Origin of the sequence: Neisseria perflava, assembly GCF_002863305.2 — a bacterium.
Classification (GTDB): domain Bacteria; phylum Pseudomonadota; class Gammaproteobacteria; order Burkholderiales; family Neisseriaceae; genus Neisseria; species Neisseria perflava_A.
The window spans coordinates 247,485-266,295 of record NZ_CP136962.1; the positions used below are offsets into that span (position 1 = coordinate 247,485).

General features: G+C 48.8%; 15 protein-coding genes and 1 tRNA gene. 12 read left to right on the forward strand and 4 right to left on the reverse strand.

Annotated features, from left to right (window positions below):
- Nucleotides 1-325: 325 nt before the first annotated feature.
- On the forward strand, nucleotides 326-1,099 hold the full coding sequence (locus CYJ98_RS01130; RefSeq protein WP_101756112.1) for a FadR/GntR family transcriptional regulator: 774 nt from the start codon (nucleotides 326-328) through the stop codon (nucleotides 1,097-1,099).
- Between the two features lie 110 nt (nucleotides 1,100-1,209).
- Entirely contained in the window at nucleotides 1,210-2,403 is a 1,194-nt protein-coding gene (locus CYJ98_RS01135; protein ID WP_101756113.1) for an aromatic amino acid transaminase, read from the forward strand.
- Between the two features lie 91 nt (nucleotides 2,404-2,494).
- Here CYJ98_RS01135 and CYJ98_RS01140 read toward each other — a convergent pair.
- Nucleotides 2,495-2,570, reverse strand: a tRNA-Arg gene (locus CYJ98_RS01140).
- A 285-nt stretch (nucleotides 2,571-2,855) separates the two neighbouring features.
- Here CYJ98_RS01140 and CYJ98_RS01145 point away from each other — a divergent pair.
- Both CYJ98_RS01145 and glmM read left to right on the forward strand, forming a co-directional pair.
- Nucleotides 2,856-3,722 (forward strand): c-type cytochrome, encoded by an 867-nt coding sequence (locus CYJ98_RS01145; protein ID WP_101756114.1) that lies wholly within the window; start codon nucleotides 2,856-2,858, stop codon nucleotides 3,720-3,722.
- Nucleotides 3,723-3,938: 216 nt separating this feature from the next.
- On the forward strand, nucleotides 3,939-5,276 hold the full coding sequence (gene glmM, locus CYJ98_RS01150) for a phosphoglucosamine mutase (RefSeq protein ID WP_101756115.1): 1,338 nt from the start codon (nucleotides 3,939-3,941) through the stop codon (nucleotides 5,274-5,276).
- Between the two features lie 76 nt (nucleotides 5,277-5,352).
- Here glmM and lolA read toward each other — a convergent pair whose 3' ends face one another.
- Nucleotides 5,353-5,973: an outer membrane lipoprotein chaperone LolA gene (gene lolA / locus CYJ98_RS01155; RefSeq protein ID WP_003682545.1), complete on the reverse strand. Its 621-nt coding sequence runs from the start codon at nucleotides 5,971-5,973 to the stop codon at nucleotides 5,353-5,355.
- 289 nt (nucleotides 5,974-6,262) lie between these two features.
- On the opposite strand from lolA, the gene CYJ98_RS01160 reads away from it, so the two are divergent.
- The 4 genes from CYJ98_RS01160 to CYJ98_RS01175 all read left to right on the forward strand — a co-directional run bounded on the left by CYJ98_RS01160 (nucleotide 6,263) and on the right by CYJ98_RS01175 (nucleotide 10,065).
- Complete coding sequence (locus CYJ98_RS01160; protein ID WP_101756116.1) at nucleotides 6,263-7,093, forward strand: ferritin-like domain-containing protein; 831 nt, start codon at nucleotides 6,263-6,265, stop codon at nucleotides 7,091-7,093.
- Between the two features lie 15 nt (nucleotides 7,094-7,108).
- Complete coding sequence (locus tag CYJ98_RS01165) at nucleotides 7,109-8,053, forward strand: cation diffusion facilitator family transporter (RefSeq protein ID WP_101756117.1); 945 nt, start codon at nucleotides 7,109-7,111, stop codon at nucleotides 8,051-8,053.
- Between the two features lie 69 nt (nucleotides 8,054-8,122).
- Nucleotides 8,123-8,773, forward strand: a complete 651-nt coding sequence (locus CYJ98_RS01170; RefSeq protein ID WP_049352777.1) for an HAD family hydrolase — start codon at nucleotides 8,123-8,125, stop codon at nucleotides 8,771-8,773.
- 98 nt (nucleotides 8,774-8,871) lie between these two features.
- The gene (locus CYJ98_RS01175) at nucleotides 8,872-10,065 is read left to right on the forward strand and encodes an amino acid aminotransferase (RefSeq protein ID WP_070588069.1); all 1,194 of its coding nucleotides are present in this window, start codon (nucleotides 8,872-8,874) and stop codon (nucleotides 10,063-10,065) included.
- Between the two features lie 66 nt (nucleotides 10,066-10,131).
- Here the strand turns inward: CYJ98_RS01175 and CYJ98_RS01180 are convergent, their stop codons facing one another.
- Nucleotides 10,132-10,545, reverse strand: coding sequence for a YqaA family protein (locus tag CYJ98_RS01180; protein ID WP_101756118.1), 414 nt, complete (start codon nucleotides 10,543-10,545; stop codon nucleotides 10,132-10,134).
- Between the two features lie 274 nt (nucleotides 10,546-10,819).
- Here CYJ98_RS01180 and CYJ98_RS01185 point away from each other — a divergent pair, with 274 nt between their 5' ends.
- The 4 genes from CYJ98_RS01185 (at nucleotide 10,820) to nth (ending at nucleotide 15,092) form a co-directional block, all read left to right on the forward strand.
- Nucleotides 10,820-12,043, forward strand: coding sequence for a sugar MFS transporter (locus CYJ98_RS01185; RefSeq protein ID WP_101756119.1), 1,224 nt, complete (start codon nucleotides 10,820-10,822; stop codon nucleotides 12,041-12,043).
- Nucleotides 12,044-12,142: 99 nt separating this feature from the next.
- The gene (locus tag CYJ98_RS01190; RefSeq protein ID WP_101756120.1) at nucleotides 12,143-12,766 is read left to right on the forward strand and encodes an alpha/beta fold hydrolase; all 624 of its coding nucleotides are present in this window, start codon (nucleotides 12,143-12,145) and stop codon (nucleotides 12,764-12,766) included.
- A 180-nt stretch (nucleotides 12,767-12,946) separates the two neighbouring features.
- On the forward strand, nucleotides 12,947-14,326 hold the full coding sequence (gene nhaC / locus CYJ98_RS01195; RefSeq protein WP_070607613.1) for a Na+/H+ antiporter NhaC: 1,380 nt from the start codon (nucleotides 12,947-12,949) through the stop codon (nucleotides 14,324-14,326).
- Between the two features lie 136 nt (nucleotides 14,327-14,462).
- Nucleotides 14,463-15,092, forward strand: a complete 630-nt coding sequence (nth, locus tag CYJ98_RS01200) for an endonuclease III (RefSeq protein WP_101756121.1) — start codon at nucleotides 14,463-14,465, stop codon at nucleotides 15,090-15,092.
- A 57-nt stretch (nucleotides 15,093-15,149) separates the two neighbouring features.
- On the opposite strand, the gene putA is transcribed toward nth, so the two are convergent.
- Entirely contained in the window at nucleotides 15,150-18,755 is a 3,606-nt protein-coding gene (gene putA, locus CYJ98_RS01205) for a bifunctional proline dehydrogenase/L-glutamate gamma-semialdehyde dehydrogenase PutA (RefSeq protein ID WP_101756122.1), read from the reverse strand.
- Nucleotides 18,756-18,811 lie beyond the last annotated feature (56 nt).

An 18,811-nucleotide genomic window follows, 5' to 3' on the forward strand; every position in this document is an offset into this window, starting at 1 on the left:
TTATTAGGAATTATGTTAACTAATACCTAAGTATTATATATAAAGTCTAGTTAAATAGAAGCAGTGGGATTTTAATCTAAATCAATATTTTCAGATTTTGGGCGCATAGGTTGTTTATTAAGATTGGTCATACCAAAATATTGATTTGAAGGCATTGGTGAGGTTACTTGATAAAAATGAATGTGTTTGAATTAAACTGCTTGCGATGGAGAGAATGGCATTTCTTGACGAAAAAATAGGGGATTGATTAGAATGGGCGGCCAATTGGTCAATCCAATTTATGGCCGTTTGAATACAACTGTCCTTCAATCATCAGGAATACAACATGACGAAATTGGTTCGTCCGCAAAAAATCAGCGATCAGGTCTTAGCCGTTTTGGAAGAACGTATCGCGACCGGCATTTATGAAGAAGGCAGTAAATTGCCTCCCGAACGTACGCTTGCGGAAGAATTCGGCGTATCGCGTCCGTCAGTCAGGGTGGCATTGAATATCTTGATTGCCAAGCAGGTTTTGGAAGCGCGGCAGGGCGATGGCTATTATGTTTCCGTCAAGCCGCAGCAGGATTTTTTACAAAGCTGGCAGGAGTTGCTCGGCAAACATACCAATTGGGAAACAGACGTTTTCGATTTCAGCTGTCACGTTGAGGGCTGTATGGCGGCACTAGCTGCCGAAAGACGGACTGACACCGATTTGAAACGCATTGATTTCTGGCGGCAGAAGTTTGAAACGGCCTGTGAAAGCGGAAATTTGGAGCATCAAGCCGAAGCAGACGTCAGCTTCCATCAAACCATTGCCGATGCCGCACACAATATCCTGTTCAGCCACCTTTCCAGCAGCCTGTTGAAAATGCTTTATCAGCAAACACGCAGCGGCATTATCTATATCCATCAAACCGAAGACCCGCGCCCGACACTGATTGCACAGCACCGCGCTATTTTTGAAGCCATTGCCCAGGCAAAACCGGCCGAGGCGGCGGAAGCGGCCAAACTGCATTTAAATTATGTCGCCCGCCGCATTTTGCAGGACAGGGAATATCAAAGCCGCAGTGAGCATGCGGACGTATTGGCGCAAAATGATTTGAAACGGGTAGATTGGTAGTGTTTAAAAATAATCAGGCCGTCTGAATTTTTCAGACGGCCTGATTTTGCAAATAAGACCTTTTAGTGCCACAATCTTCATCAATTCTGTCTGAAAACAAAGGAAGCACCATGTACTGTCATGTCGAGTATTATCCGGGCGACCCGATTTTGAGTTTGGTTGAAACTTTCAAACGCGACGAGCGTCCTGAAAAAGTCAATTTGAGCATAGGTATTTATTTTGATGACGAAGGCAAAATGCCGGTTTTGGAATCTGTCCGCCGGGCAGAAGCAGAGCGTGCGGCTGTACCGCGCCCATCTCCTTATCTGCCAATGGAAGGTTTGGACACTTATCGGAGTGCCGTTCAGCGTTTGTTGTTTGGCAAGGATAATCCGGTATTGGCAGAAGGGCGCGTTGCGACCGTACAGACTTTAGGCGGATCGGGGGCATTGAAAGTCGGTGCCGACTTTTTGCACCGTTGGTTCCCCGATGCAAAAGCCTATGTCAGCGATCCGACTTGGGACAACCATAAAGGCATTTTTGAAGGGGCAGGTTTTGAAGTGGGGACGTATCCTTATTACAACTCTAAAACCGTTGGCGTGAAATTTGAAGAGATGACTGCGTTTTTCAAAACATTGCCGGAAAACAGCGTCTTGATTTTACATCCATGCTGTCAAAACCCGACCGGCGTAGATATGTCGCAAGCGCAATGGGATGAAGTGTTGGACATCATTAAAACGCACAAGCTGATTCCGTTTATGGATATTGCCTATCAAGGTTTCGGCGAAGATTTAGACAGCGATGCCTATGCAATCCGCAAAGCGGTCGAAATTGGTTTGCCTTTGTTTGTCAGCAACTCTTTCTCGAAGAACCTGTCGCTGTACGGCGAGCGCGTCGGTGGTTTGAGCGTAGTGTGTCCCAATAAGGAAGAAGCAGAGCTGGTGTTCGGACAGTTGAAATTTACCGTCCGCCGCATTTATTCCAGCCCTGCCGCGCATGGTGCATATATTGCGTCTGATGTGATGAACAGCGATGATTTGCGTGCTTTGTGGGAACACGAGGTTTATGCCATGCGCGACCGCATCCGTGCCATGCGTCAGAAACTTTATGATGTTTTGACGGCCAAAATCCCTAATCGCGATTTCAGTTATTTCATCAAACAGCGCGGCATGTTCAGCTATACAGGCCTGACCGTAGAGCAGGTACACCGCCTGCGCGACGAGTTTGCCGTTTATCTGCTGGATTCGGGCAGGATGTGTGTGGCAGGATTGAATGCATCGAATATCGATTATGTGGCCGAAGCATTTGCCAAAGTGTTGCAATAGCCGTTCAATCTGAAATTGAATGTAGTTTTATTTGAAGTAAATCAAAAGGCCGTCTGAAAAATTTTCATCTTTCAGACGGCCTCTTTATAATTGGCGCACCCAACAGGGATCGAACCTGTGACCTCCAGCTTCGGAAACTGACACTCTTCCAACTGAGCTATGGGTGCGGAAGCCGTAAGGTTAACGCATATTGGCTTTATTGGCAAAGTTTATCTTGAAAGTGTCTGAAAGTGGCATTGGCGGTCACTTTTTTGTATGGCTGGAATAATCAATTAACTACAAAGGCTTAGCAGAATTCAGATGGCCTTTTGAGGATTTTTGCGTATCTTTTTCTCAAGATGGATTGGAAAGCCTTTGCGAATTCAGTATAATCCAGCAAAATATTGTTAACTGCGTTTAACACATAAACTATAACTTACAGCACAACCTAACCTAACGGCGAGGCCTACCAAATGAAACAACTCCGCGACCACAAAGCCCAAGGCTCTGCATTGTTCACCCTTGTGAGCGGTATCGTTATTGTCATTGCAGTGATTTACTTCCTGATCAAACTGGCGGGAAGCGGTTCATTCGGCGATGTTGCCGAAACAACCGAAGCTGCGACTCAAACCCGTATCCAGCCAGTCGGCCAACTCAAAATGGGCGACGGTATTCCTGTCGGCGAACGTCAAGGCGACCAGATTTTCAACAAAATCTGTATCCAATGTCACGCGGCGGACAGCATCGTTCCTAATGCGCCTAAATTTGAAAACAAAGGCGATTGGGCTCCTCGTATCGCCCAAGGCTTTGATACCTTGTTCCAACACGCTTTGAACGGTTTCAACGCAATGCCTGCCAAAGGCGGTGCGGCTGATTTGACCGATCAAGAATTGAAACGCGCCATTACTTACATGGCCAACAAAGCCGGCGGTACTTTCCCTGATCCTGATGCCGCAGCTCCTGCCGATGCAGCCGCTTCCGGTGAAGCCGCTTCAGCTCCGGCGGCTGAAGGTGCAGCTCCTGCAGAAGCCCCTAAAGCAGATGCGGCCAAAGCAGATAACAAAGGTGTGGCAGCTCCAGCAGCCGGCGGTGCAGACGGCAAAAAAGTTTACGAAGCCAACTGCCAAGCATGTCACGGCGGCGCAGTTCCAGGTGTTCCCCATGTAGGTAAAAAAGAAGACTGGGCTCCTCGTATCAAACAAGGTAAAGACACCCTACACAAACACGCACTCGAAGGCTTTAACGCAATGCCTGCCAAAGGTGGTAACGGTAGCCTGAGCGATGATGAAGTGAAAGCTGCAGTTGATTACATGGCTAATCAGTCTGGTGCTAAATTCTAAGATTTGATTTTGAATCTCGAATAGGAAGCGCATTCTGCAAAAGGATGTGCTTTTTTTGTGCAGGAAATCCGGATCTTGCTATAATACTGAAGTAGTAAATTATTCTCATGATCAAGGGTCGTCTGAAAGATTCAGACGGCTTTCGAATACAATCAAGATTCTTTTAAAGAAGTTCAACAATATTCACATACGACAAAACAATCACGGAGTTATCTCATGGCAAAAAAATATTTCGGTACTGACGGTGTGCGTGGCGAAGTCGGTCAGTTTCCTATCAATCCTGATTTTGTCCTGAAATTAGGCTATGCGGCAGGTCAGGTTTTGGTGCAGCACGAAGGCGAAATCAAACCGACCGTCTTGATCGGTAAAGACACGCGTATTTCAGGCTATATGCTGGAAGCTGCGCTGATTGCCGGTTTTACCGCCGCCGGTGTTAATGTTATTCAAACAGGCCCTCTGCCGACTCCGGGCGTGGCGTATTTGACCCGTGCTTTGCGTTTGTCTGCCGGTGTGATGATTTCTGCTTCCCACAATGTTTATTCCGATAACGGCATTAAATTCTTTGCCGAAGGCGGTGTGAAGTTGAGCGATGAAATTGAGTTGGAAATCGAAGCCAAAATCGATGAGGAAATGAAAACCCAGCCGTCCAGCCGTCTTGGCCGCGCGCGCCGGATTAATGGTGCGGATGACCGCTATATCGAGTTCTGTAAATCCACTTTCCCAAGTCATTTAGACTTGCGCGGTCTGAAATTGGTGGTCGATACCGCCAATGGTGCAGGCTATGCAGTTGCGCCTAAAGTATTCCACGAGTTGGGCGCGCAAGTGGTCAGTATCGGTGATGAGCCAAACGGTTACAACATCAATGAGAAATGTGGTGCGACCCATCCGAAAGCTTTGCAAGCGGCTGTGTTGCAAAATGAAGCTGATTACGGCATTGCCTTGGATGGCGATGGTGATCGTTTGATGATGGTTGACCGCAATGGCAAAGTGTATGACGGCGACAGCCTGATTTATGTGATTGCCAAAGCACGCGCACACGAAGGCGTGGAAATCGGCGGCGTAGTGGGTACAGTGATGACCAATATGGCGATGGAAATTGCTTTGAAAGAGCAGGGCGTTGATTTCTGCCGCGCCAAAGTGGGCGACCGCTATGTGTTGGAACAGCTCCACCAACGCGGTTGGTCGATTGGCGGCGAAGCCAGCGGTCATATTTTGTGTATGGACAAACACAATACCGGCGACGGCATCATTTCCGCGCTGCAAGTTTTGGCGGCATTGCAAACCTTGAATCAAGACCTTGCCACTGTTTGCGCCGATTGGCAGCCGTATCCGCAAACCATGATCAACGTCCGCATCAAAAAAGGCCAAAACTGGCAGGACGCTTCCAAAGAGGCTTTGGCTGAAGTGGAAAAAGAACTCGAAGGCAAAGGCCGCGTAGTCTTGCGTGCATCCGGTACCGAGCCTGTCGTACGCGTGATGGTGGAAGCCAAGCAGGCAGACTGGGCGAAAAAAGGCGCAGAAAAAATTGCCGCTGCCATTCAAGGTCAAAAGTAACAGTATGTTTGATGTTGAATTGAACTAAATAAAAGGCCGTCTGTTGTTCAGACGGCCTTTGTGTTTTATTAGAAGCTTAGTTGCTCAAGACATCAACGCCTTTAGGAGGCGTGAATTTGAACATACCGCTGGAAAGGTTAGGCTTGGTGTTCAAACCGCTGAAGCTGATACTGGTTTGGTTGCCGAAGCTGTCTTTCAGCTGCATGGCGGCGAGGTTGTCGCCTTTGAAGCCGATGCGGATGTATTGATAGCCGGCGTTGTTTTTCTTAGGCGTAGCCAAAACGTAGTCAATACCGTTGGCTGAACCGTCTTCTTTCAGCGTGTAGCTGCTGTCCAATGCGGTTTTATTGGAGAGGATGGCGGCAGGGCTGTCGCCGATGGTTTGGTCTTGTGAGGACTTGGTTACTTGCGCCAAATCTACGTCATAGAGCCAAATGGTTTTGCCGTCGCCGACGATGGTTTGTTTGTAGGGTTTGGTGTATTCCCATTTGAACAAACCAGGGCGCAGGATTTTGAATGTACCGTGTGTGGTTTGGGTTTTCTTTTTGCTGTGAACGGTTTGGCTGAAGTTGCCGCTGATACCGTCGGCGTCATTATTGAATTTTTTCAGAGCGTCCACTGCGCCGGCTTGTGCAAAGCCGATGGCTGAAGAAAGCAGCGCGGCAGCGGTCAGGGTGAACAGTCGGGTAGTTTTCATGTTTTGGTTCCTTGTTCGGAGAGATGGGTTCAGTATAGACGTTATGGTGTAACAGGCAAGGGGCTGAATGGAGGGTTTAATTTGTGTAAATATGAAAAATCCAAGCAAGTATCTGAAATAATTTCATTTCTTCAGACGGCCTGCATTTGGTTTTGACGTTTTTTTAATGAAACGCATAAGGGCTTGGTGTGGTATTTAATGTCATTTTACGGAAAGCTTGAAATTATAGTCTTTCTGTTTGCTTTTTAAAACGGTTATAATATTTGTCTTTTTAAAACAATGATTTTGTATGTATCTAAATCCTTATCCTTTATTGGAACAGGCTTTGTTGTCGGACAATCCGGATGAAAAGGGAAGATTGACGCAGGCCTTGTTTGCGCAGTTGGGCGAGGCGGAAGGTTTGACGGTTGATGAGTCAAAACCTGTGGATTGTCGTTTTGCCGGACATCCGCCCCGTCCGCGTTTGGTTGCGCCTTCGGAAGTTACGCCGCGCAAGATGAATACGGTCGAAGGCTATGCGGCGATGTTGCACGCGATTGCGCACATTGAATTTAATGCGATTAATCTGGCTTTGGATGCAGCGTATCGTTTTCGCAATATGCCGTTTCAGTTTGTACGCGATTGGGTAAGGGTGGCGAAAGAAGAAGTGTTTCACTTCGGCTTGATGTGTGGCCGTCTGAACAGCTTGGGCTACGATTACGGCGATTTTGAAGCGCATGGGCATTTGTGGGATATGGCGTATAAAACCGCTTACGATCCTTTATTGCGCATGGCTTTGGTGCCGCGGGTATTGGAAGCGCGCGGTTTGGATGTCACGCCGGGTATTCGTGCAAAAGTGGCGCAGCGTGGCGATGTGGAAACCTGCGATGTGTTGGATATTATTTATCGCGATGAAGTAGGGCATGTCGCCATCGGCAATCATTGGTATCAGCATCTTTGCCGTGAGCGCGGTTTGGAACCGGTTGCCTTGTTCCGCAGCCTGATTGCGCGTTACGATATGTTTATCTTCCGCGGCTACGTCAATATCGAAGCACGGGAACGCGCAGGATTCAGCCGTTTTGAGCTGGATATGTTGGAAGATTTTGAGAAAAGTTTGAAACAGGATAAAAAGGCCGTCTGAAACGGTAAAATCATTATGGCACATCATCACGATCATTCGCACGCGCACACGCATACCGCTAATAAGCAGGTATTGCGTATTTCCTTTTTCGTCATTGCCGGATTTATGCTGGTTGAAGCGGTCGGCGGTTGGCTGACCAACTCTTTGGCCCTACTTTCCGATGCGGGGCATATGTTCAGCGATGCGTTTTCGCTGGGCGTAGCATTGTGGGCATTCAAACTTGGCGAGAAACAGACCACGCTGCAAAAGACATTCGGTTACAAGCGTTTTGAAATTTTTACGGCGATGTTTAACGGATTGTCGCTGGTGTTGATTGCGGCGATGATTTTTTATGAAGCAGTTAAACGATTGTTTTATCCGCCGGAAATTTTGACGGGCGGCATGTTGGTGGTCAGTATCATCGGTTTGCTGGTCAACATCGGCGTCGCCGTTTATATGTTGAAAAATGGCGATACCGAAGAAAACGTCAATATGCGCAGCGCGTATCTGCACGTAATCAGCGATTTATTCGGCTCGATAGGGGCGATTGTCGCAGCGGTACTGATGATGGCGTATGGTTGGCAATGGGCGGATACGGTTGCCAGCGTATTGGTGGCGGCTTTGGTAGGGCGCAGTGGCTGGAAGCTGTTTAAACAGACTTTGCACATTTTGATGGAAGGCGCGCCGGAAAACATCCATACCGATGAGTTGCTCAGCGTGATCCGCAATACGGAGGGCGTAAAGTCCGTTCACGACTTGCATGTTTGGACGATTACCAGCAATATCCACGTTTTGTCCTGCCATATTGTCGTAGATGGCAACATGACGGTTGCAGAGTCCGAACAAATCGCCTACCGTATCGAACATGGATTGGCGCATCACAACATCGGGCATTGTACGATTCAGATTGAAAGCGAACAGCATCCGCATAAAGATGAAGTGTTGTGTTTGCAGGAAATGCACGAACATCATCACCATTAACCATATTCAGGCCGTCTGAAACTTGTTGGATTGTTCAGACGGCCTTCTAAAATCATCAAAGGAACACTTATGACCCAAGCCGTATTATTCGACCTTGACGGCACGCTTGCCGATACCGCACTTGATTTGGGTGGCGCGCTCAACACGGTATTGCGCCGACACGGTTTGCCAGAAAAAAGCATGGATGAAATCCGTCCGCAGGCCAGCCACGGTGCGAGCGGTTTGCTCAAGCTTGGTGCAGGCATTACGCCCGACCATCCGGACTATATGCAATGGCGCAAAGAGTTTTTGGATGAATATAGCCGCTGTTATGCCGATCAAACCATCTTGTTCGACGGCGTAAACGAAATGCTTGAAGCCTTAGTCCAACGCGGTATCCAATGGGGCATTATCACCAATAAGCCCATGCGTTTTACCGATGTCCTCGTGCCTAAGCTCGGGTTTACCGTGCCTCCTGCCGTCATTGTCAGCGGCGATACTTGCGATGAACCCAAGCCCAGCGTGAAGCCTATGTTTTATGCGTGCGAACAGATTGGCGTTGAGGCGCAGCGATGTTTTTATGTCGGTGATGCAGAGCGTGATATGCAGGCAGGCAAGAATGCAGGCATGACGACCGTGCTTGCCGATTGGGGCTATATTTCTGCCGAAGACCAAACTGAAAACTGGCTTGCCGATTTCCGTATTGCCACGCCTTTGGATTTGTTGGCAATCTTGCGTTAAAACCCTGTAATAATCCGTTTTCAGACGGCCTGAAACGGCGTAAAATCGTACTAAGTTTGTATTTTTTCAACCGTTTTACACTTGTAAAGAGAAAAATCATGTTCTTCAAGCATATCGAAGCTGCTCCTGCTGATCCGATTTTAGGTTTGGGCGAGGCGTTTAAAGCCGAAACCCGTCCGGAGAAAGTCAATCTCGGTATCGGCGTGTACAAAGACGCATCCGGCGCGACGCCTATTGTCAAAGCCGTCAAAGAGGCTGAAAAACGCCTGTTGGAAAGCGAAACAACTAAAAACTACCTGACCATCGACGGCGTTGCCGATTACAACGAACAAACCCAAATTCTGCTGTTTGGCAAAGACCACGAAATCATTGCCAGCCGTCGCGCAAAAACAGCACAAAGCCTTGGCGGTACAGGTGCATTGCGCATTGCGGCCGAGTTTGCCAAGCGTCAGTTGAACGCGCAAACCATCTGGATTTCCAATCCGACTTGGCCAAACCACAACGCCATCGCCAAAGCGGTCGGTATCCAAGATAAACCTTATCGTTACTATGATGCCGCCAAACACGGTTTGGATTGGGACGGCATGATTGAAGACTTGAGCCAAGCGCAAAAAGGCGACATCGTCCTGCTGCACGGCTGCTGCCACAACCCTACCGGTATCGACCCTACGCCCGAACAATGGGAAACTTTGGCAAAACTTTCTGCCGAAAAAGGCTGGTTGCCGCTGTTTGACTTTGCTTACCAAGGCTTCGGCAATGGTTTGGAAGAAGATGCCTACGGCTTGCGCGTGTTCTTGAAACACAATACAGAATTGCTGATTGCCAGTTCCTATTCCAAAAACTTCGGTATGTACAACGAGCGCGTCGGCGCGTTCACTTTGGTGGCCGAAGATGAAGAAACAGCAGCCCGCGCCCACAGCCAAGTCAAAACCATCATCCGTACCTTGTATTCCAACCCGGCTTCACACGGCGCGAACACCATTGCGCTGGTGTTGAAAAATGATGATTTGAAAGCACAATGGATTGCCGAACTCGATGAAATGCGCGGCCGCATCAAAGCCATGCGTCAAAAATTTGTCGAGTTGCTCAAAGCCAAAGGTGCAACCCAAGACTTTGATTTCATTATCGAACAAAACGGCATGTTCTCTTTCAGCGGCTTGACTCCCGAACAAGTTGACCGTTTGAAAAACGAGTTTGCCATTTATGCCGTCCGTTCCGGCCGCATTAATGTTGCCGGCATTACTGATGACAACATCGATTATTTGTGCGAGAGCATTGTGAAAGTTTTGTAATTGTCGAATTAAAGGCAAAAGGCCGTCTGAATTGTTCAGACGGCCTTTATTTTTGACTGTCGAAACTTATCCGGCAACTATGTTCATCCCCCAATAAATCATGGCATAGCGCAGCAGTTTGCCTGTAATCAGAATGATGGCGCAATGCAAGGCATTAAGCTTGAGCCAGCCTGCGGCAAGGGGGAGGGCATCGCCGATAATCGGCAACCATGCAAATAATAGCGGCCAAATTCCCCATCTTTGTATACGCGCCAATACTTTTTCAGACGGCCTTTTCTTGGCCGGAAACATTCTGCCCATGTAATACGAAACCATACTGCCCAAGCCATTTGCCAAACCGGCACACAAACATGCACTGAGGGCATGTTGAGGGTATTGGTACACAAATGCGGCGTATGCTGCCTCGGATGTACCCGGAAGTAGTGTGGCTGAAGTGAAGGCAGAAGCAATCAGGGCAAGGTAAGCGTAAAGAGGGGGCATGTTTTGAGTTACATCAAGTGATATTGTAAAAAAGAAATAACAGGCTTAATAAGAGGATTATGCCTTTATTTTTTAATCTAATAAAAGATAAATCCAATATTATTGAAATTTTTAAAATTAAACGACTGAAGGATAATGTAGTCGGCTGTTAGAAAATAGTTTTCAAAGTGACGGATTATCAGTATGATACGGGCGGCTGTTAATGGGTGTTAAGTTTAATGAACTGATTTAAGCTCATTTTTCCAGCAAATCTTAACAAAACGAAAGGCAAATCATGTCTGCGCATTCACAACAAAATCATACTCCTGCGCTGGTTGTCCTAACCACACTCTTTTTCATGATGGGTTTCATTACCTGCATGAACGATATTTTGATTCCGCATCTGCAGAAAATTTTCACGCTAACCAATTTTCAGGCGATGCTGGTTCAGTTCTGCTTCTTTACCGCCTATGCCATCATGTCGATTCCGATGGGTTTTCTCGTTGGTAAAATCGGCTATAAAAATGGCGTCATCAGCGGCTTCTTGCTGACCGCCGTCGGATGCTTGTTGTTTTATCCTGCCGCAGACAGCCAATCTTATCCTACTTTCTTGGGCGCGCTCTTCATTCTTGCTTCGGGCGTAACCCTGTTGCAGGTTTCGGGTAATCCGTATGTGACCCTGCTGGCGAAACCGGGCAAAGAATCTGCAACGCTGACTTTGGTGCAGGCATTCAATTCATTGGGTACGACTATTGCTCCGAAAATCGGTGCACTTCTCATTTTTACAGATGCGGCTCAGAAAGCTAGCAAAGCCGAGCAAATTGCTTCCGTCCAAATCCCTTATTTAGGTTTGGCGGGATTGTTGATCCTCCTTGCCGTCTTCGTGAAAATGATTCGCCTGCCTGATGCACGCAAAATTGCTGTTGAGGAAAGCGAATATAATCACGACGGCAAACACAGCGTGTGGCAATACAAACACCTTGTTTTCGGTATGGCCGGCATTTTCTGCTACGTTGGCGCGGAAGTATCCATCGGCGCTTTCATGGTCAATATTTTGGGCTTCCTGAAAGGATTGAGTCATTCTGAAGGTGCAGATATGCTGACGTACTACTGGGGTGGTGCAATGTTCGGACGCTTCCTCGGTTCGGCAGTTATGACTCGAGTCGCGCCAAACCGCTACCTTGCCTTTAATGCCTCAGTTGCTACTGCTTTGCTCGTCATTGCCATCATGGTTGGTAAAGGTAATGCCGACGTCGCCATGTGGGCGCTGATTGCCATCGGTTTTTTCAACTCCATTATGTTCCCGACCATCTTCTCGCTGGCAACCAAAAATCTTGGTAAATTCACCAATTCTGCTTCAGGTATTCTTTGTACAGCCATCGTTGGTGGCGCGCTGATTCCTTTATTGCAAGGTAAGATTGCTGATGATTTCGGTATGATGATTTCTTATGTTGCACCTGCCGTGTGCTACCTCTACATCGTCTTCTTTGCCCTCAAAGGTTATAAAGCCGACGAGTAAGCATGGTTTGAACAGAAGGTTGTCTGAAAACTTGGAAATCAGGTTTTCAGACGGCCTTTTTACTTTGTGGCATAATGATTTAAATGACAGGAGGAAAAAATGGCCAAAATCATTTTGCTGCATGGCTTGCACATGCATTCATGGGTAATGAAACCTCTGGCGTATTTGCTGGAACAAGAAGGTTTTGAAGTTGTGCTGTTCGATTATTGCAGTGTGTTGCACTCAATGAATCGGCATGTTGAGGACTTGGCGCGATGGATTGATGAGAACCATGCTGATGAAACGCTGCACTTTGTCGGCCATAGTTTGGGCGGGCTGGTCTTACGCAATTTTGCAGCGGCATATCCGGATAAAGTCAGCGGCCGTATCGTTACCATGGGTACGCCGCATCAAGGCAGCCGTGCCGCGCAACGTGTGCTCAATTTGGGTTTGCAAAAGCCGGTATTGGGCGGCTCTTACAAAGGGGCATTGGACGGCAGTATGCCTGAGTTGCCAGAGGGTGTTGAGCTGGGCAGTATCGCCGGTAACAAACCGTATGGTCTGGGCCGTGTTTTAGGTTTGCATGGCGAACATGATGGTACGGTTTTGGTCAGCGAAACGCATTGTCCGAATATGCGCGATCATGTCGTTTTACCTGTCAGCCATAGCGGTATGCTGTTCAACCGTAAAACGGTCGAACAAGTAGTGGCATTTTTACATGATGGACGTTTTAAAAAGCAATAAAATTCCATTTATTTTAATTAAAAAATATTTTATTTTAAATAATTCGTTTATTTTAAAGAAAATGGCAAGGATTTGTGAGCGTTGTTTTCGTAAAATAATCAACAGGCCGTCTGAAACCGGTTTTTCAGACGGCCTGTTATGCTAAAATCTGTTAAATACTTATTAAAAAGGCAAAGAACAATGTTTGCTTTCAAATCCTTACTTAATATGCCGCGCTTTGAGGCCATCGCTGTGGCCTTGGCTTTGGTGGCGGCAATGGGTTATACGATTATTTCGCTTGAATGGCTGCCGCATATGTCGATTGTGACGGCGATCGTGGTCTTGCTTTTGTACGGTTTGATGCGTGGCTTGAAATATCAAGACATGCAAAACGGTATGATCGGCGCGGTCGGGCAGGGCATGGGCGCGATTTATCTGTTTTTCTTTATCGGCCTGATGGTCAGCGCGCTAATGATGAGTGGTGCGATTCCGACGCTGATGTATTACGGTTTCGGATTGATTTCGCCGACTTATTTTTATTTCTCGGCGTTTGCGCTTTGCTCGATCATCGGTATTTCCATCGGCAGTAGTTTGACGACTTGTGCGACTGTCGGCGTGGCATTTATGGGTATGGCTGCTGCGTTTCATGCCGATATGGCGATGACGGCAGGTGCGATTGTGTCGGGTGCGTTCTTTGGCGATAAAATGTCGCCACTTTCCGATACGACCGGTATTTCCGCTTCGATTGTCGGCATTGATTTGTTCGAACACATCAAAAATATGATGTACACCACTGTGCCTGCGTGGTTGATCAGTGCGGCATTGATGTTGTGGCTCTTGCCCAATGTTGCCGCGCATGACATGAATAGCGTCGAGGCTTTCCGCGCGCAATTGGAAGCAACCGGTTTGGTGCATGCCTACTCGCTGATTCCGTTTGCTTTATTGGTTGTCCTCGCCCTGATGCGCGTCAATGCCATTGTGGCCATGTTGTTTACCGTTGTGGTGGCGCTGATTGTGACTTACTTCCATAGTACGCCTGATTTGAAACAGCTGGGCGCGTGGTTTTACGGCGGATACAAACTCGAAGGCGAAGCATTTAAAGACATTGCCCGTTTGATTTCTCGCGGTGGCTTAGAAAGCATGTTCTTTACGCAAACCATCGTGATACTCGGCATGAGCTTGGGCGGCCTGTTGTTCAGCATTGGTGTGATTCCGTCTTTGCTGGAGGCCATTCGTGCGTTCCTGACCAATGCCGGACGCGCTACTTTCAGCGTGGCCATGACATCGGTCGGCGTCAACTTCCTGATTGGCGAACAATATTTAAGTATCCTGCTTTCCGGCGAAACCTTTAAGCCGGTATATGACAAACTCGGCCTGCATTCGCGCAACCTTGCCCGTACGCTGGAAGATGCGGGTACGGTCATCAACCCGTTGGTGCCTTGGAGCGTCTGCGGCGTATTCATCAGCCATGCCTTGGGTGTGCCTGTTTGGGAATATCTGCCTTACGCCTTCTTCTGCTACTTGAGCTTGGCTCTGACGCTGGTGTTTGGCTGGACAGGACTGACTTTGAGTAAGAAGTAAACAGCATTTAAAATAGCAATGCTTTTATAAAACAAGGCCGTCTGAAAACAACTTCAGACGGCCTTGTTTACTTAAAGTAGCCGTATCAACATGATTTCACTATAATTGCTGCGCCAATAAAAAAATAATCCAAACAATGAACAAACAAATCCGCCAAGAAATTTTCGAGCGTTTCCGCGCTGCCAATCCTCATCCGACTACCGAGTTGAATTTCAGCTCGCCATTTGAGCTGCTTATCGCCGTTTTATTGTCTGCACAAGCAACTGATGTCGGCGTGAACAAAGCGACTGCCAAACTCTTTCCCGTTGCCAATACGCCGCAAGCTATGTTGGATTTGGGGCTGGACGGCGTGATGGAATACACCAAAACCATAGGCCTCTACAAAACCAAGTCCAAACACATCATGCAGACTTGCCGTATTTTGCTGGAGAAATATAACGGTGAAGTACCTGCCGACCGAGAGGCTTTGGAATCTTTGCCCGGTGTTGGCCGTAAAACAGCCAATGTGGTGTTGAATACTGCATTCGGGCAACCTGTTATGGCGGTCGATACCCATATTTTCCGTGTGGCCAACCGCACCAAAATCGCGCCGGGCAAGGATGTGCGTGAAGTTGAAGACAAGCTGATGCGCTTTATTCCCAAAGAATTTTTTATGGATGCCCATCACTGGTTGATTTTGCATGGCCGCTATACGTGTAAGGCTTTGAAACCGCAATGCAGTAAATGTTTGATTAACGATTTGTGCGAATATCCGGCAAAAATGTAAATAAAAAAACATAAAAAAGGCCGTCTGAATTTCAGACGGCCTTTGATTTGGCTACGATTAGTCGGCAACTGCCATCAGGCTAGCGTTACCACCGGCAGCGGTAGTATTGATACTGCAAGAGATTTCTTCAAATACTTGCAGGATATCCAGACCTTGTTCAGAAGGCAGGATGCGGATGAGCGCACCGTCGCGGCCGGCCAACTCTTGTTTGCGCTCGCTGCTCAAAGGCTCGATAGCGGCAACATGGCTGATGCCTGCGTTTTCGGGTTTGCTGTTGACTTGCAACAAACCGTCCAAATCGGCTGAGTAGGAAGCCAGTGGGCTGTTTGGCTCAACAACGGTTTGGATGCCTGCGGCTGCCAGCTCGGTCAGGGCAGAGAAGGCTTGCAGCAGATTGCCGCCATGTACCCAAACACGTTCTGGAGAGCGCCAGCTCAATGAGTTGCGTTCGCCGGTCGGGCCGACCAATACGGTTTCGGCTTTGCGCAGGGTACGGACGCGTGCGTGACCCAAAGCTGCGGCTGCGGCTTTTTTCTCTTCTGCGTTAAACGGCAGTTTGTGAACCAGGGTTTCCAAACGTTTGAGTGCGTCTTCGTCTGCTTGGCCGATTCGGCTGAGGGTTGGGGCAACCCATTCAGGAGTACGAACCAGGCGTTGCAGATAGAATGAACCGCCTGCTTTTGGACCGGTACCGGACAAGCCATGACCGCCGAAAGGTTGTACGCCGACAACAGCACCAACGATGTTTCGGTTAACGTAGATGTTACCGGCTTCGATACGGTCGCGGATATGGTCGACAGTGCCTTCGATACGGCTGTGTACACCGCTGGTCAAAGCATAGCCTTTGGCGTTGATTTGGTCGATGAGCTGATCCAATTCGCTGGCACGGTAGCGGACAACGTGCAGTACAGGACCGAACACTTCGCGTTGCAATTCGTTCAGGTTGTTCAATTCAAACAGGATTGGACGAACGAAGGTAGAGTTGTTGTCATCAACGTCGGCGGCAGTTTTGATTTCGTGGTAAGCCTTAGCTACGCCTTTCATTTTGTTGATGTGGGCCAACAGGTTTTGTTGGGCTTCAGCATCGATGACAGGGCCGATGTCTGTGGTCAGTTGGGTCGGTTTGCCGACAACCAATTCGTCCATTGCGCCTTTGATGATGTTGACCATTTTATCGGCAACATCTTCTTGAACACACAAGATACGCAGGGCGGAACAACGTTGGCCCGCGCTGTCGAAGGCAGAGTTCAATACGTCGAGGCAGACTTGTTCCGGCAGGGCGGTAGAGTCCACGATCATCGCGTTTTGACCGCCGGTCTCGGCAATCAGGACAGGGCTGTCGTCGCGTTTGGACAGGGCTTTGTTGATCAGGCGCGCTACTTCGGTAGAACCGGTAAAGATCACGCCGCCGATGCGGGCATCGCCGGTCAGGGCAGAGCCGACATCGCCTGCGCCAAGTACGAGTTGCAGCGCAGAAGTCGGAATACCGGCTTGATGCATCAAGGAAACGGCGTAAGTAGCAATCAGGCTGGTTTGTTCGGCAGGTTTGGCGATAACAGTGTTACCGGCTGCCAATGCAGAAACTACTTCGCCGGTAAAGATGGCCAATGGGAAGTTCCATGGGCTGATGGCAACGATTGCGCCGACAGCTTTGGCATCTTTAGGCAGGGTGTTTTCAGCTTCGTTGGCATAGTAGCGGCAGAAGTCAACGGCTTCACGTACTTCGGCAACGGCGTTGTTCAGGGTTTTACCGGCTTCGCGGACGGCCAACATCATCAATGCAGGCGTGTGTTGTTCCAACAAATCGGCAAAACGGCGCAGGCAGTCGGCGCGTTCTGAAGCAGGTTTGGCGCTCCACTCCGGCAGGGCAGCAACGGCTGCACCAATAGCTTCTTGAGCCAATGCCGCATCGGCAAAGCTGACAGTGCCGACAACATCGTTGTGGTCTGCAGGATTGCGGACGGGTTGAGCTTCGCCTACATTACGCGCTTCGCCATTGACGATAGACGCGGCGTGGAAGTCTTCGGAAGAAGCTTGGTTGAGTTTTTCTTGCAGATTTTGCAATACGTTTTCGTTGCTGAAATCGACGCCTTGGGAGTTCAGACGGCCTTTGCCATACAAATCGCGCGGCAGAGGCAATGCCGGATGCAGGTGGATGCCTTGTTCGGCGATGGTGTCGAACGGGCTCTTAATCAGGCGGTCGATGCTGATGTTTTCGTCAACGATTTGGTTCACGAAAGAAGAGTTTGCACCGTTTTCCAACAGACGGCGTACCAAGTAGGCAAGCAGGGTTTCGTGTGTGCCGACCGGGGCATACACGCGTACGCGACGGCCTAAGTTTTGCGGGCCAACCACTTGGTCGTACAGGGTTTCGCCCATGCCGTGCAGACATTGGTGTTCGAAGTCTTTGCCTTTACCCATTTGGTAGATCGCGCCCAAAGTGTAGGCGTTGTGGGTAGCAAATTGTGGGAACACTGCATCTTGCGCATCTAAGAGTTTGCGTGCGCAGGCGAGATAGGAGATGTCGGTGTGGACTTTACGGGTGTAAGTCGGATAGCCTTCCATGCCGTCTACTTGAGCCCATTTCACTTCGCTGTCCCAGTATGCGCCTTTAACCAAACGGATCATCAGTTTTTGGTTGTTGCGGCGAGCCAGGTCGATCAGATAGTCGATAACGAACGGGCAACGTTTTTGGTAGGCTTGAACAACAAAACCGATACCTTTGTAGCCGGCCAAGTCAGGATCGGAAACCAAAGCTTCCATCAAGTCCAAAGACAATTCGAGGCGGTTGGCTTCTTCGGCGTCGATGTTGATACCGATATCGTATTTTTTACCCAAAAGGAACAATTCTTTCAGGCGTGGCAACAGTTCGCTCATAACGCGTTCATGTTGGGCGCGTGAGTAGCGAGGGTGGATGGCGGAAAGTTTGACGGAAATACCGTTGCCTTCGTAAACGCCTTGGCCTGCGGCATCTTTACCGATGGCGTGAATGGCTTGAACGTAGTCGTTGTAGTAGCGGTTGGCATCCTCTTCGGTGTATGCGGCTTCACCCAACATATCGAAAGAGAAGCGGTAACCCATTTTCTCACGCTCTTTACCGTTTTGCAGCGCTTCTTCAATGGTTTGACCGGTTACGAATTGTTTGCCCAGCAGGCGCATGGCGTAGTTCACACCTTGACGGATCAGAGGGGCGCCGCCTTTGCTGATCAGACGGCTCAATGCGGAACTCATCTGTTTGTCGTTTGTCGCGGTCAGTTTGCCGGTAATCAGCAGACCCCATGCGGCCGCGTTAACGAAGAGGGAAGGGCTGTTGTTCAAGTGGCTTTTCCAGTTGCCTTCAGAGATTTTGTCGGCAATCAGGCGGTCACGGGTGGCATTGTCCGGAATGCGCAGCAGGGCTTCAGCCAGACACATCAGTGCAACACCTTCTTCACTGGAGAGAGAGAATTCGTGCATCAAAGCATCTACACCGCTGGCTTTGGTACGGCTGGCACGGACTTGGGTAACCAAACGACGGGCAAGCTCGGAGGCGGCATTGCGTTCTTCGTCGGTCATCTGTGCACGTTGCAACATATCCTGAACGGCCTCGATTTCATCACGGCGGTAGGCATCAGTTACAGCTTGACGCAGAGGAGTTTGTGTTGGAAAAGCGAAGTTAAACATTATTTATGTTCTCCAAAGGTTTTTTCATGGTTTCAGACGGCCTGAATTAAGACTGC